This is a genomic window from Arenimonas sp., assembly GCF_044348765.1.
Lineage (GTDB): Bacteria > Pseudomonadota > Gammaproteobacteria > Xanthomonadales > Xanthomonadaceae > Arenimonas.
Map to the genome: position 1 here is coordinate 45,777 of NZ_JBIKSE010000008.1, position 13,361 is coordinate 59,137.

The 13,361-nt window shown below is 56.9% G+C and carries 12 protein-coding genes; 2 read left to right on the forward strand and 10 right to left on the reverse strand.

Going from position 1 to position 13,361, the window contains the following annotated elements; all coding sequences use genetic code 11:
• Positions 1 to 5 precede the first annotated feature (5 nt).
• From ACIQ0Q_RS02730 to ACIQ0Q_RS02775, 10 genes are all read right to left on the reverse strand, one after another.
• Entirely contained in the window at positions 6 to 1,286 is a 1,281-nt protein-coding gene (locus ACIQ0Q_RS02730) for an amidohydrolase family protein (protein WP_395771410.1), read from the reverse strand.
• An 84-nt stretch (positions 1,287 to 1,370) separates the two neighbouring features.
• Entirely contained in the window at positions 1,371 to 2,000 is a 630-nt protein-coding gene (locus ACIQ0Q_RS02735; RefSeq protein WP_395771411.1) for a 4'-phosphopantetheinyl transferase family protein, read from the reverse strand.
• Positions 1,990 to 3,351: an NAD-dependent succinate-semialdehyde dehydrogenase gene (locus ACIQ0Q_RS02740; protein ID WP_395771412.1), complete on the reverse strand. Its 1,362-nt coding sequence runs from the start codon at positions 3,349 to 3,351 to the stop codon at positions 1,990 to 1,992. Before ACIQ0Q_RS02740 ends, ACIQ0Q_RS02735 begins: the two co-directional genes overlap by 11 nt.
• 10 nt (positions 3,352 to 3,361) lie before the next feature.
• Positions 3,362 to 4,207, reverse strand: a complete 846-nt coding sequence (locus ACIQ0Q_RS02745) for an ABC transporter permease subunit (protein ID WP_395771413.1) — start codon at positions 4,205 to 4,207, stop codon at positions 3,362 to 3,364.
• Positions 4,204 to 5,121 carry an ABC transporter permease subunit gene (locus ACIQ0Q_RS02750; protein ID WP_395771414.1) on the reverse strand — a complete coding sequence of 306 codons (918 nt, stop codon included), beginning with the start codon at positions 5,119 to 5,121 and terminating at the stop codon, positions 4,204 to 4,206. Before ACIQ0Q_RS02750 ends, ACIQ0Q_RS02745 begins: the two co-directional genes overlap by 4 nt.
• Entirely contained in the window at positions 5,118 to 6,263 is a 1,146-nt protein-coding gene (locus ACIQ0Q_RS02755; RefSeq protein WP_395771415.1) for an ABC transporter ATP-binding protein, read from the reverse strand. The genes ACIQ0Q_RS02750 and ACIQ0Q_RS02755 overlap by 4 nt, the downstream gene beginning before the upstream one ends.
• A gap of 58 nt (positions 6,264 to 6,321) precedes the next feature.
• Positions 6,322 to 7,440, reverse strand: a complete 1,119-nt coding sequence (locus tag ACIQ0Q_RS02760) for a polyamine ABC transporter substrate-binding protein (protein WP_395771425.1) — start codon at positions 7,438 to 7,440, stop codon at positions 6,322 to 6,324.
• A gap of 64 nt (positions 7,441 to 7,504) precedes the next feature.
• Complete coding sequence (locus ACIQ0Q_RS02765) at positions 7,505 to 8,863, reverse strand: aspartate aminotransferase family protein (RefSeq protein WP_395771416.1); 1,359 nt, start codon at positions 8,861 to 8,863, stop codon at positions 7,505 to 7,507.
• A 14-nt stretch (positions 8,864 to 8,877) separates the two neighbouring features.
• On the reverse strand, positions 8,878 to 10,374 hold the full coding sequence (locus tag ACIQ0Q_RS02770) for a glutamine synthetase family protein (RefSeq protein ID WP_395771417.1): 1,497 nt from the start codon (positions 10,372 to 10,374) through the stop codon (positions 8,878 to 8,880).
• A complete protein-coding gene (locus ACIQ0Q_RS02775) occupies positions 10,371 to 11,129 on the reverse strand; it encodes a gamma-glutamyl-gamma-aminobutyrate hydrolase family protein (protein WP_395771418.1) in 759 nt (252 codons plus the stop codon). The genes ACIQ0Q_RS02770 and ACIQ0Q_RS02775 overlap by 4 nt, the downstream gene beginning before the upstream one ends.
• A gap of 257 nt (positions 11,130 to 11,386) precedes the next feature.
• On the opposite strand from ACIQ0Q_RS02775, the gene ACIQ0Q_RS02780 reads away from it, so the two are divergent.
• The gene (locus tag ACIQ0Q_RS02780) at positions 11,387 to 12,754 is read left to right on the forward strand and encodes a glutamine synthetase family protein (RefSeq protein ID WP_395771419.1); all 1,368 of its coding nucleotides are present in this window, start codon (positions 11,387 to 11,389) and stop codon (positions 12,752 to 12,754) included.
• Between the two features lie 14 nt (positions 12,755 to 12,768).
• On the forward strand, positions 12,769 to 13,361 hold a 593-nt coding region (locus ACIQ0Q_RS02785; protein ID WP_395771420.1), incomplete at its 3' end, for an NAD(P)/FAD-dependent oxidoreductase.

Below are 13,361 nucleotides of genomic sequence, written 5' to 3' on the forward strand. Positions count from 1 at the left end.
CGGATTTATGGCTTTTTGACGACTTCCCCACCCTTCATGACGAAATCCATATGTTCAAGAAGGCTGACATCCTGCATCGGATTGCCTTTGACCGCGACCAAATCGGCATAGCGTCCCGCTTCGATGATCCCGATATCCTTGCGACCAAGAGCCTCGGCGGCATTGGCCGTAGCGGTCTGGATGGCCTGCGCCGGTGTCATGCCGTATTGAACCATCCATCGGAACTGCTTGCCGTTATCCCCATGCGGATGAACACCTGAATCGGTGCCATAAACCATTCTGACCCCCGCCTTGTGCGCTTTGCGGAAACCCTCGCGCTGAATATCGGCAACTTCGCGGTCTTTGCGGAGATTATCTTCGAGAACGCCGTTTTTCTGTCCTTCGGATTGTGTATATTCGGTATTGTATATATCCATCGACAGCCATGTGCCGTATTTCTTGGCCAGTGCGATACCCTCATCGTCGATAAGGCTGGCGTGCTCAATGGTATCAATGCCGGCCCGGATGGCATCCTTGATACCGGAGGCGCCATGTGCATGCGCGGCTACTTTCAGCCCGTACATGTGGGCATCATCGGCTACGGCTTTCATTTCCTCGTAGCTCATCTGCTGCTGTCCAGGTTCGGTATTGCGTGAAAAGACGCCGCCGGTTGCGCATATCTTGATGACCTGGGCACCATATTTCCGGATTTCACGAACTGACTTACGGGCCTCGGTCGTCGAATCGGCGTTATAAGCGTTTTTCTGATCCATCGAAGGCGGGAAGAAGGTCGAGTCGCAATGGCCGCCGGTCGCGCCGAAAGCATAGCCGGCAGGCACAATGCGGGGCCCGGTCACTTTGCCCTGATCGATGGCCTGCATCAGACCGACATCGTTCCAGGCTTCGGCACCGACATTGCGGATGGTGGTAAAACCGGCCTGCAGGGTTTTGATGGCGTTGGGAACGGCAATCATCGACCAGAAGCGATCGCTAAATTGCAGTGAATTGTAGCCGCCATAGGTCGGATCGGAGTCGATGTGGGTATGCATGTCAATCAGTCCGGGCAACAAGGTCATGCCTTTGAGGTCGATGACGCGTGCCGCCGGCGGCAGGACGCCGCCGGACTGCACCGAAATGATGCGTTCACCACGCACTACCACAAGGGGATTGGATAGCGTCATTCCGGTACGGCTGTCGAACAGCCGATCGGCGATCAGAACCGTATCCTGCGGCGGAGATTGGGCGGACAAAAGCGCCGGCAGCGACAGTGCCGCAAGCATGGCGACCCAGATTGGAGAAGTTTTCATTGGAATCCTTTGAGGGAATAGCATCGGCTAAAGACCGAGCCCGGCAAGGCTATCTAAGCAAAATCAGGATCTCTCTGCAAGTACTCAGACCCTGAGTGCCAGACTGAGAAAGCCATCGGCCAGCGCCAGAGTATGTACGTCGAATCGATAGTCGGTACCATCAATGCTCAGCACACTATCGAACTGCGTCGGATCGGCCATTCGGTAATTCCGGAAATATGCCGGTTGCGGCACTGGACAGGCTTTGTATACAGCTTCATTGACAGTCCAGAATCGTTGCAGGGCATGCGCCTGCAACGATTCCGGCAAATGCCGCCACCACTCCAGGGTATCATCCGCCAGAATCCGCTCCGCCATTTTGAACGGTGGCGTGCGTTGCAGCTGCAGGTCGATGCCTATGCCATGACCATCGGCAAGCCCTACGGCCACGGCATAGCCATGACTGTGACTCAGCGAACAAAAGGTGTTCGGCCAGACTACGGACGCGGTATCGTCACTTTTGCCAAGCGCGGCCAGCACGGCCTTCAATGCGGCGCGGCCAATCCGAAATTCGGCACGACGCTTTTCAGAAGACATGCCGGCATATTGGTTTTCTTCCGACGCACTGAGCTCAGGCGCCGGGCAGGACAAATCACGCACTTCCAACAGAATCGGCGTGGTACAGACCGCGCCGAGTGCAAGTTGCAACGATGGCCCGTTCAGATCAATCGACATAGACCGTTTTGATGTTCATGAACTCATGGATGCCATGCTCGGCCAATTCACGGCCAAATCCGGAGGTTTTGGTACCACCGAACGGCAAACGCACATCGGAGCGTACTAATGCATTGACAAATACAGCACCTGCCTGGATACGGCGTGCAAGGAGCTCGCCACGCGCCTTGTCGCGGGTCCAGACACTCGCGCCGAGCCCGAAAGCGGTGTCATTGGCAATACGGATGGCATCCTCTTCATCGGCTGCGCGGATGATGCTGGCCACAGGACCGAATAACTCTTCGGAATAGGCCGCCATGCCGGGCTTAACGGCATCGAGTATGGTGGCAGGATACTCACAGGGACCTGCTCCCTTCTTGCCCCCGATGATTAGCTTGGCGCCGGCAGCGATGCTGGCGTCAACCTGACGCTGCAGTTCCTCGCGCGCATCCGGTCGTACCATCGGTGCCAGTGCGGTGGCATCATCATTGGGGTCGCCGGGCTTGAGTGCTGATGCTGCCGTACTAAAGCGCGCCACGAATTCCTCTGCAATGCCCGGTGTCAGGATGAAACGCTTGGCGGCGATACAGGTCTGGCCGCAGTTGCCAAAACGCGACGCAATTGCTACCGGCACTGCTTTATCAAGATCGGCATCATCCAGAACTACGAACGGATCGCTTCCGCCCAGCTCCATGACGCACTTCTTCAGATTGGCCCCGGCATTGCCGGCTACTGATTTTCCGGCATGCTCGCTACCAGTCAGGGTAATGGCATGCACGCGAGGATCAGCAATGACCGAGGCAGCGCACTGGTTATCGATATGCAGGACGTCGAACACGCCTTCCGGAACTCCAGAAAGTCGCAGGATTTCGGCAATGGCATCGGCACAACGCGGAACATTGGTGGCATGTTTGAGCAGCGCCACATTGCCAGCCATCAGGCCGGGTGCCAGAAACCGGAATACCTGCCAAATCGGGAAATTCCAGGGCATCACGGCGAAGACACAGCCGATTGGCTCATAAGCGACGAAACTCCGGGAGGCTTCGGTCGCAATATGCTTGTCCTGCATGTAGGTTTCAGCCTGGCCGGCATAGAATTCGCAGGCCCCAGCCGACTTCTCAATCTCAGCCAGCGCCTCGCGGCGTAGTTTGCCCATCTCCGCAGTGATGATGCCGGCAAGGCGCTCCCGGTGCTCGCGCAAAAGCACTGCAGTGCGCCGAATATAATTTGCACGTTCGGCAAACGACAGCACCGACCAGGCCGGATAGGCGTATACGGCAGCCGCAAGGCGATGCTCGACTTCGTCATCGCTGAAGTACTCATAACGGTACTCGACGGCTCCGGTCCATGGATTGATAGTTTCTACGGTCATGAAAGCTTACTCAGTTCTGCTGCAGGGCAAGCTGCATGTCACGCTGGCGCCGTTTCTCGCTTCGGCGCATGGACCACCAGGCAATCAGGGCGGCGGCGGATACGGCCAAAATCATGAGTGAAGCCAGTGCATTGATCTTCGGACTGACGCCCATACGCACCGAAGAAAATATTTTCATCGGCAAGGTGGTCGAAGACGGACCTGAAGTGAAGCTGGAAATCACCAGATCATCCAGCGACAGCGTAAACGCCATCAGCCAGCCCGACAGCAGCGCCGGAGTGATGATTGGAAGCGTAATCACGAAAAAAACTTTCAGTCTGTTGGCGCCCAGATCCATCGCAGCCTCTTCCAAAGAGCGGTCGAGTTCACTGAGCCGGGATGAGATAATCACGGTCACGAAAGCCATGGTGAAAGTGACATGGGCGACCCACATGGTGGCCACGCTGCGCTGTTGGAAGATGCCAAACCAATCCCCGAGGGAAACGAACAGGAGCAGCATCGACAGGCCGGTAATGACTTCAGGCATCACCAGAGGTGCAGTAATCAATGCACTAAAAAGGGTTTTACCGCGGAAACTGCGGAATCGCGTCATCACCATGGCGGCCATGGTGCCCAGCACCACTGAGGCACAGGCGGTAAAAAACGCCAGTTGCAGACTGATTTTGGCGGCATCGATCATTTGCTGGTCGCGGAATAGCTCGAAGTACCATTTGGTGGAAAAACCAGCCCAGACCGTGACCAGCTTCGATTCGTTGAACGAATACACGATAAGGCTGAACATCGGCAAGTAGAGGAACAGGAAACCGACGACCAGCATTCCGATGCTGAATCGTGACACACGTGCATGTTGGCTCATACGAGTTTCGCCTCCATTTCCTTGGCTTGTGCACGATGGAAGATCATGATCGGAATGATCAGCAAAAGCAGCATGACGATCGAGACTGCCGAGGCCACAGGCCAATCGCGATTATTGAAGAATTCCTGCCAGAGAATCCGCCCGATCATCAAGGTATCCGGCCCACCCAGCATTTCGGGAATTACGAATTCGCCGACGACCGGAATCATCACCAGCATCGATCCGGCGATGATGCCGGCCTTGGACAGCGGCAACGTCACTTTCAGGAACGCTTTCCATGGACGGCCCCCCAGATCGCTGGCGGCCTCGAGCAGACGGATATCGAGTTTGACCAGATTGGCGTAGAGCGGAAGCACCATGAACGGCAAGTAGGCGTAAACAATTCCGATATAGACGGCCACCGGCGTATGCATGATGGCCAAGGGCTGGTCAATTACTCCGATCCACATCAGGAAATTATTGAGCAGGCCGTTATTCTTCAGGATGCCGATCCAGGCATAAATGCGGATCAGGAATGAAGTCCAGGACGGCAGCACCACCAGCATAAGTGCGATATTGCGGGTGGCAGGATCCATGCGGGCGATGGCATAGGCCATCGGATAGCCGATCAGCAGGCACAGGAAGGTCGAAATCACGGCGATCTTGATCGAACTCAGGTACGCGCTCACATACAGCGAATCCTTGATCAGATAAAGGTAGTTCTTGAGATGCACATCGAGCGCGGGGTGACCGTCAATCCACACCAGCAAGGGAGTGTAAGGCGGCATGGCGATGGCGGCCTGAGAGAACGAAATCTTGAAGGCGATGGCCAGCGGTATCGCGAAAAACAGCAGCATCCATATGTACGGCACTGCGATGACCAGCCAACGCGAACCCGGCAGACTTTTCTTCAGGCTGCGCAGCGCCCGGCTCATGAAGTCAGCACTACACCAGAGTTATCGCTCCAGCTCAGCCAAACCACGTCATTCCAGGTGAAGTTTTCCGAAGCCCAACGCTTCATATTGACGAAGTTGCAAAGCACCTTAGCGCCGCCTGGAAGACGCACATGGTATACGGAGTGCGAACCAAAATAGGCGATTTCCTCAATGACGCCGCGCACTTTATTGTATCTCTGCGCCGGCTCATCTTTCTCAATGCGTACCTTCTCGGGACGTATAGCGAACGATACACTCATGCCGTCATAGCCGGTTATGCCATGTCCGACGTAGATTGGAGCGTCCATTTGCGGTGAAAGGATGGTCACGTGGTCGATTTCGTCTTCACCGATGCGCCCTTCGAAAAGATTGACCGAACCGATGAACTCGGCGGTGAACCGCGAGTTCGGCTGTTCGTAGATTTCATCAGGCGTACCGACCTGGCGGATACGGCCGGCATCCATGACCGCCACGCGGTGAGCCATGGTCATCGCCTCTTCCTGGTCATGGGTGACCATGATGCAGGTCACGTTCAGGCGCTCGACGATGTTGACCAACTCGATCTGCATCTGTGAACGCAGTTTCTTGTCAAGCGCCGCCATCGGTTCGTCAAGCAGCAGTAGCTTCGGACGGGTGGCGACGGCGCGGGCCAGCGCAACACGCTGCTGCTGGCCACCGGACAGCTGGTGAGGCTTGCGCTTAGCGAACTTGCTCATCTGCACCAAGGCCAGCATCTCTTCGACACGGCGGGCGACTTCATCCTTGGGCATTTTTTTCTGGTTCGGACCGAACGCGATGTTCTGCTCGACCGTCATGTGCGGAAACAGCGCATAGGACTGGAACATCATGTTCACCGCCTTATCGTAGGGCGGAATATCGTTCATCGACTGACCATCAAGGATGATCTCGCCGGCGGTCGGCTTCTCGAAACCGGCCAACATGCGCAGCAGAGTCGACTTGCCGCAACCGGAGGCCCCCAGCAACGCGAAGATCTCGCCCTTGCGAATACTCAGACTGACATCATCGACGGCGACGAAGCCGTCGAATTCCTTACGGATACCCTCGATGCATACGTAATTGTCGGCTCTGGCCTTATCCGGCTTGCCATTGCCGGCAGACACGGTCTGAGTGGCTTCATTCATGGCGCTTCCATTTCCGTAAGAAGGGCAGGCTGAACGGCCTGCCCCGGTTGCCGCTTACTTATTTACCGGTTTTAAGTCCGGTCCAGATGCGGTTGAACAGACGGTCGACATCCGCCGGCAGCACGGCCAGACTGAACAGGCCCTTGCTCGCTTCCTCAGTCGGATAGACCCCTGTATTGGCCTTCAGCTCCGGTGAGATTTTTTCAAAGGCCGCCTGGTTGGCGCTGGCGTATGACACGTAGTTAGAAATTTCAGCAGCCACATCCGGACGCAGGAGATAGTTGATGAAGATGTGGGCATTGTTCGGATGCTTGGCATCTTTCGGGATAGCCATCATGTCAAACCACATCGGGGCGCCTTCTTTCGGAATCACGTAGGCGATTTCGACACCATTGTTAGCCTCTTCAGCACGATCCTGGGCCTGCAGAATATCGCCGGACCAACCCACCGCGACGCAGGCATCGCCGTTGGCGAGGGCGTTGATGTATTCCGAGGAATGGAACTGGGTAATCGAGGGGCGCAGCAGTTTGAGGCGCTGTTCAGCCTTGGCGATAACCGCCGGATCGAAGCTGTTGGGCTCTTCACCGAGGTAGTTCAGCACCGGCGGAATCATTTCGGAGGGAGTGTCGAGGAAATAGACGCCGCATTCCTTCAATTTGGCCAGATTTTCCGGCTCGAACACCATCGCCCAGCTGTCGGTCGGGACGGAATCACCGAACACTTCCTTGATCTTGGCGACGTTATAACCGATTCCGGTGGTGCCCCACAGGTAATTGACCGAGTACGTATTATCCGGGTCAAGCTTGGCGATGTTGGCCTGGATGGCGGGATCCATATTGGCCAGATTCGGAATCTTGGATTTATCCAGCGGCATGAACACGCCGGCCTGGATCTGCCGGGCCAGGAAAGTCAGCGAGGGAACCACCACGTCATAGCCGGTATTGCCGGTGACCAGCTTGGTTTCCAGCACTTCATTGCTATCGAACACGTCATAGGTGACTTTGATGCCGGTTTCTTTTTCGAAATTGGCAAGAGTGTCCGGCGCGATGTAATCGGACCAGTTGTAGACGTTCAGGACTTTCTCTTCTTCAGCCGCGACGGCCGGGGCGGCATCCTTCTTTCCGCAGGAAGCAAGAATCAGCGCGCTAACCGCAATACCCAACAGTTTCAGTTTCATCATTCAACCCTCTCTATTGAAGTTTAATGTCTGCATCCTGCCGATATGGCAGGCCCTCCCCCGTTCAGGCCAAGGCCTTTGCGGTTTCATTCAACGACTTCCACGCTTTTTCGAACAGCTCATCGATTTCATTGCGACTGATGACCAAGGGTGGCGACAGCAACATGGAATCATAGGTTGCCCGAAGGATGAGTCCGTTATTCAAGGCAATACTACGACATAATCCGCCCACCTTGCCACGGTCGGCGAAAAACTTGCGTTCGGCTTTGTTCGGGACCAGTTCCAGGGCGCCGATCATACCGGCGATGCGGGCTTCGCCGACCAAGGGATGCTCGCCCAGGGCCTGCCAACGCTCGGCCAGATAGGGGCCGGTGTCGTACTTGCAGGTCTCGATGATTTTTTCGTCCTGCAGAATGCGGATGTTCTCCAGGGCCACCGCGGCACAGACCGGGTGGCCGGAGTAGGTGTAGCCGTGCGCCAGCTCGCCACCCTGCTGGCGTAGCACCGAGGCCACACGCTCGCTGAACAACACCGCGCCCATTGGGATGTAGCCCGAAGTCAGGCCTTTGGCGGTGGTCATGATGTCCGGGGTGAACCCGAAATACTGGGCACCGAACCACTCGCCGGTTCGTCCATAACCGCAGATGACCTCGTCGGCACACAGCAGGATGTCGTATTTGCGGCAGATGCGCTCGACTTCGGGCCAGTAGGTCATCGGCGGGATATACACACCGATGGCACCCATGATCGGTTCACCGATAAAGGCGGCCACGCGATCGGGGCCGAGCTCGAGAATTTTCTCTTCCAACCGGCGTGCCGCGACCAGTCCGTATTCCTGTTCCGAATAATCGCCACCGTCGGCAAAAAAGAACGGTGGTTCGATGTGGTGGATGTCCGGAATCGGCAGACCGCCCTGGGCATGCATGCCCTTCATGCCGCCGAGACTGGCGCCGGCCATGGTCGAGCCGTGGTAGCCGTTATGGCGACCGATCACGATGTTTTTGTTAGGCTGGTCCTGCACCGCCCAGAAATGCCGTACCATGCGCAGCACGGTGTCGTTGCCTTCCGAACCGGAGTTGGAATAGAACACGTGGTTGAGATCAGCCGGCGAAATTTCGGCCAGCTTGGCGGCCAGATGAATGGCCGGCTCGGTAGTGCACTGGAAGAAGGTGTTGTAGTAAGCCAATTCGTCCATCTGATGGGCGGCCACCTGCCCCATCGATTTGCGGCCGTACCCGATGTTGACGCACCATAAACCGGCGAAGGCATCGAGCAGCTTGTTGCCCTCCTTGTCCCAGACATAGCAGCCCTCGCCACGGGCCAGTATGCGGGTACCTTTCTTGGCCAGCTCGGCATTGTCATTGAACGGATGGATGTGGTGGGCGGCATCGAGCTGCTGCAGGCGTTGATAGACTTCGGACATGGCAGGCAATCCGGTTAGACGTTGAGCAACAAGAATTCGCGTTCCCAGGAGCTGATGACGCGGAAGAAAGTTTCGTATTCCTTGCGCTTGATGCAGACATAGGCACGGCAAAAGCGTTCGCCGAGGATAGCCGAAAGCGCTTCAGAACGTTCCAGGAACTCGAGCGAGTCCTGCATCGACTTGGGCAGCTCGAAACCGGAGGTATGCGTGTAACCGGTCGAGGGCTCGGTCGGCTGCAGCTTCTGTTCGATGCCGAGCAGGCCACAGGCGAGCGAGGCAGCGATGGCCAGATACGGATTGACGTCGGATCCGGCGAAACGGGTTTCCACCCGCATGTTCTCCGGGGTATCGAACGGCACGCGTAGACCGCAGGTACGGTTGTCATAGCCCCACTGCACATTCTTCGGCGATACCTCTCCGTAGATCAGGCGGCGGTAAGAGTTCACGTTCGGCGCGAAGAAGGCCATAGCTTCGGGGATATAGCGCTGCAGACCGCCGAGGTAGTTCATGAACAGTTCGCTATGGCGGGCGCCGCCCTTGCCGATGAACATGTTCTTACCGGTTTTGGCATCGACCAAGCTCTGGTGGATGTGCATCGAACTGCCCGGTTCGTTTTCCATTGGCTTAGCCAGGAAGGTGGCGTAGATGTTATGGCGCAACGCGGCTTCGCGCATGGTGCGTTTGAACAGAAACACCTGGTCGGCGCGTGACAGCGGATCGGCGTGGATGAAATTAATCTCAAGCTGGGCCGCACCGGATTCATGGATCAGCGTATCGACGTCGAGCTCCATGGCCTCGCAGTAGTCGTACATCAGATCAAGAATCGGATCGAATTCGTTGACGGCATCGATCGAATAGCTCTGTCGCGCCGTTTCCGGGCGGCCACTGCGTCCGGCCGGCGGTTGAAGCGGAAAATCCGGATCGGTATTCTTCTGTACCAGAAAGAATTCCAGTTCGGGAGCGATGATTGGTTTCAGTCCGAGCGCATCGTAGCGCTCGATGACCCGCCGCAGCACATTGCGCGGCGCCAGGTCATGCGGCTTGCCTTCCTTGGTGAAGCAGTCATGGATGATCTGCACGGTCGGGTCAGAAGCCCAGGGTACGGTGCGAACGGTATTCGGGTCGGGTCGCAGGTACATGTCCGAATCCGACGGACTGACGATTTGGTCGTATTCGTCGATATATTCGCCGGTGACCGTGGTCGCGAAAATGCCTTCGGGCAGACGGGTGCCGAAGTCATGCGAGAACTTGGCGGCCGGGATGATTTTGCCGCGCGCGTTACCGGTCATGTCCGGCACCAGGCATTCGACCTCGGTGATGCGGTTTTCCCGCAGCCAACGCTTAAGATGGCTCTCCTCGCGTTCGCTGGCGACGCTTTGCTTGACCGGGGTCGATATGACCTTGTCTACCTTGACGGGAAGAATGCGTCGCTTGGAATTTTTGTCCGACTTGCCATCTGTTTTTTTCGTAGCTTTTGCTGTGCTCGGAGTTTTGCTGGTTTTCTTATTCATGACTTCACCTGATTCCGGCCAGCGGCGCGGGCTTTGCAGGCCGCACCAAAGGCTTTGAATATTTCGAGAGAGAACGGATTTTCCGTGACCCTCCATTCCGGATGCCATTGCACCGCGAGCAGGAAGCTGGCCTCGGAATCGAGACGGATAGCTTCAACCAGCCCGTCGGGGGCTATGGCTTCGGCGATCAGATGGGCGCCCAGCTTGTTGATTCCTTGGCCATGCAGGGAATTGACATTCACGCGCGTACCACCGGCCCACCGCGCCAACCAGCCACCCGGCACCAGATCCAAGGCATGCGCCGGAGCGTACTGCATATCCAGTGGCTGACTGAAGTCTTCTTTATGATTCATCATGCCGGGCACCTCGTGAACTTTCTGGTGCAGCGTACCGCCCATGGCCACATTCACTTCCTGGAAACCGCGGCAGACCGCCAATACCGGCAAACGCTTGGCGATGGCTTTCGGAATCAGATTGAGCGTGGTCAGATCCCGGCTGGGGTCATGTAGATTACCGTCGTAACTGGGCTCATCGGAGTAATGATGCGGCTCGATGTTGCTCGGTGATCCGGGCAGAAACAGTCCATCCAGATGATCCAACAGCGCATCCAGATCCAAACCCGGAGCCACCGAGGGAATCAACAAGGGCTGTGCACCGGCACCATCCAAAATGGCACGGATGTATTTTTCGCCCACGGCCTGGAACGGATGCGGACCGATTATTCTGCTGTCTGCGGGGATGCCAACGAAAATCATGCGCGGGTGCTGCGTGGCTCGATAGTGTCTTTACCCTAACCCGACTGTAAAATTTTATCAACAGAAATTTTCAAGCGTGCATAGGCCCTCAAGAACCCGTAACAAAGCCCATCAGACCAGCATTGACGGCCATGGAACGTTTGTGTGCGCCCAGCGAAATATCGTTAATCTGCCCCAAAATCTGCATGAATGATGAATATTTTTTACGGCCTCCGAAATCTCTGCTAGTATCAGCGCAACCATATCGGAAATCTGCAATGACCGACCCCGCCCTTGACCCGGCCGATGCCAAAGTTTTGGCCGAATACGATAACGCCGAGCTGATCGACCTGATCCTGCCCGACATGAACGGCCTGCTCCGCGGCAAGCGCATCACCCGCGACGCCTTGGAAAAAGTGTTCCAAAACGGCGTGTGCCTGCCGATGTCGCTGATCGGCACCGATGTCACCGGCAATACTGTGGAAGAAACCGGTCTGGGCTACGCTATCGGTGATGAAGACCGGATCTGCCGCCCGATTCCAGGTACCCTGCGCCCAATTCCTTGGCAGCAGCGCCCCATGTTGCAGTGCCTGTTGAGCATGGAAGGCTTCCACGGCGGCATGTTTTCGGCCAATCCGCGCGAAGTGCTGAAGCATGTGGTGCAGAAATTCACCGACCGCGGCCTGACTCCGGTGGTGGCGGTCGAGCTCGAGTTTTACCTGCTCGACAAGCAACTCACCCCCGACGGACGGCCGCAGACTTCGATCAACCCTTCCACCGGTGAACGCAACAAGACCACCCAGGTCTATTACATGGGTGATTTGAACGATTACCAGGGCTTCACCGATGCCGTGGCCGATGCCTGCACCGCCCAGAACATTCCGGCCGATACGGCGGTGGCTGAATACGCACCAGGGCAGTTCGAGATCAACCTGAAACACCGCGATGACGCCGTAGCCGCCTGCGACGACGCCATACTGCTCAAGCGCGCCATCAAATCCATCGCCGAACAGCAGGATCTGCTGGCCAGTTTCATGGCCAAGCCGTTCGTTGACCAAGCCGGTTCGGGCACGCATATCCATGTGTCTGTGCTGGACAAAGACGGCAAGAATATCTTCGCCAGCAGCCAGGCTAATCCGGCACCGGCCCTGAAGCATGCCATCGCCGGTCTGCAATCGGTGTCCAAGGACTGCATGCTGATGTTCGCCCCACACGCCAACAGCTACCGCCGTTTCGTGCTGAATGCCTTTGTGCCGCTGAACGATTGCTGGGGCTTCAATAACCGCACCGTGGCCATGCGCATTCCGCATTCTGATGAGAAAAATGTCCGCATCGAACACCGCATCGCCGGCGCCGATGCCAATCCGTACCTGGTCACCGCTGCGGTATTGGCCGGCATCCTGCATGGCCTCGATGCCAAGGGCGATCCGGGCCCGGCCATCAAAGGCAATGCCTACGAACAGACCGAGCAACGCCAGCTGTTCTGGCGCGACAGCATCAACGACTTCATGGCCAGTGGCTTCATCAAGGACATGTTCGGTGCCGAATTCCAGCATGTGTTCGGCCAGCAGAAGCTCAAGGAAATGCGCAGTTTCTACACCGAAGTTACCACGCTCGAATACGACTGGTATCTGCGCTCGGTCTGAGCCGGGTTTCCCGCATGACCGGCAGCATCCATGTCCATTCCTGGTACGCCGCCTCCGTGCCGGCATTTCCGGCGCAGTCCTCACTGGAAGGCATGCTGCAGGCCGATGTCTGCATTCTCGGTGCCGGCATTACCGGCCTGTCCACCGCCATCGAATTGGCTGAAACCGGCCTGTCGGTGGTGGTACTGGAAGCACATCAGGTCGGCTGGGGCGCTTCGGGGCGCAGCGGCGGCCAGGCCATTTTCGGTTTCGGCTGTGATCAAAAAAAAATCACCGAAGCGGTAGGTCTGGCCGATTCCCGACGATTGTTCAACTGGTCGTTGGAAGGACTTGAGCTGATCAAATGGCGTTGCGCTCGGTATGGTATCGACTGCGACTGGCGTGATATCCATGCGCATGTTCCGAACAAGCCGCGCCACATCACCGAACTGAAGGCCCTGCAACACGATCTGGCCGAAAACTTTAATTATCCGCTACAGTGGTGGGACCGCGAGCAGTTGCAGGCAGTCATGCCCAATCAACGCTACCTCGGTGCGCTGGTTGACGCCAACAGCGGTCATCTGCATCCGCTCAAATACACGCAGGGCCTGGCGCGTGCCGCGCTTGG

What these genes read in the sequence shown, in the direction of transcription:
- ACIQ0Q_RS02730 (WP_395771410.1), bottom strand. Translation starts at nt 1,286, where the DNA reads ATGAAAACTTCTCCAATCTGGGTCGCCATGCTTGCGGCACTGTCGCTG.
- ACIQ0Q_RS02735 (WP_395771411.1), bottom strand. Translation starts at nt 2,000, where the DNA reads ATGTCGATTGATCTGAACGGGCCATCGTTGCAACTTGCACTCGGCGCG.
- ACIQ0Q_RS02740 (WP_395771412.1), bottom strand. Translation starts at nt 3,351, where the DNA reads ATGACCGTAGAAACTATCAATCCATGGACCGGAGCCGTCGAGTACCGT.
- ACIQ0Q_RS02745 (WP_395771413.1), bottom strand. Translation starts at nt 4,207, where the DNA reads ATGAGCCAACATGCACGTGTGTCACGATTCAGCATCGGAATGCTGGTC.
- ACIQ0Q_RS02750 (WP_395771414.1), bottom strand. Translation starts at nt 5,121, where the DNA reads ATGAGCCGGGCGCTGCGCAGCCTGAAGAAAAGTCTGCCGGGTTCGCGT.
- ACIQ0Q_RS02755 (WP_395771415.1), bottom strand. Translation starts at nt 6,263, where the DNA reads ATGAATGAAGCCACTCAGACCGTGTCTGCCGGCAATGGCAAGCCGGAT.
- ACIQ0Q_RS02760 (WP_395771425.1), bottom strand. Translation starts at nt 7,440, where the DNA reads ATGAAACTGAAACTGTTGGGTATTGCGGTTAGCGCGCTGATTCTTGCT.
- ACIQ0Q_RS02765 (WP_395771416.1), bottom strand. Translation starts at nt 8,863, where the DNA reads ATGTCCGAAGTCTATCAACGCCTGCAGCAGCTCGATGCCGCCCACCAC.
- ACIQ0Q_RS02770 (WP_395771417.1), bottom strand. Translation starts at nt 10,374, where the DNA reads ATGAATAAGAAAACCAGCAAAACTCCGAGCACAGCAAAAGCTACGAAA.
- ACIQ0Q_RS02775 (WP_395771418.1), bottom strand. Translation starts at nt 11,129, where the DNA reads ATGATTTTCGTTGGCATCCCCGCAGACAGCAGAATAATCGGTCCGCAT.
- ACIQ0Q_RS02780 (WP_395771419.1), top strand. Translation starts at nt 11,387, where the DNA reads ATGACCGACCCCGCCCTTGACCCGGCCGATGCCAAAGTTTTGGCCGAA.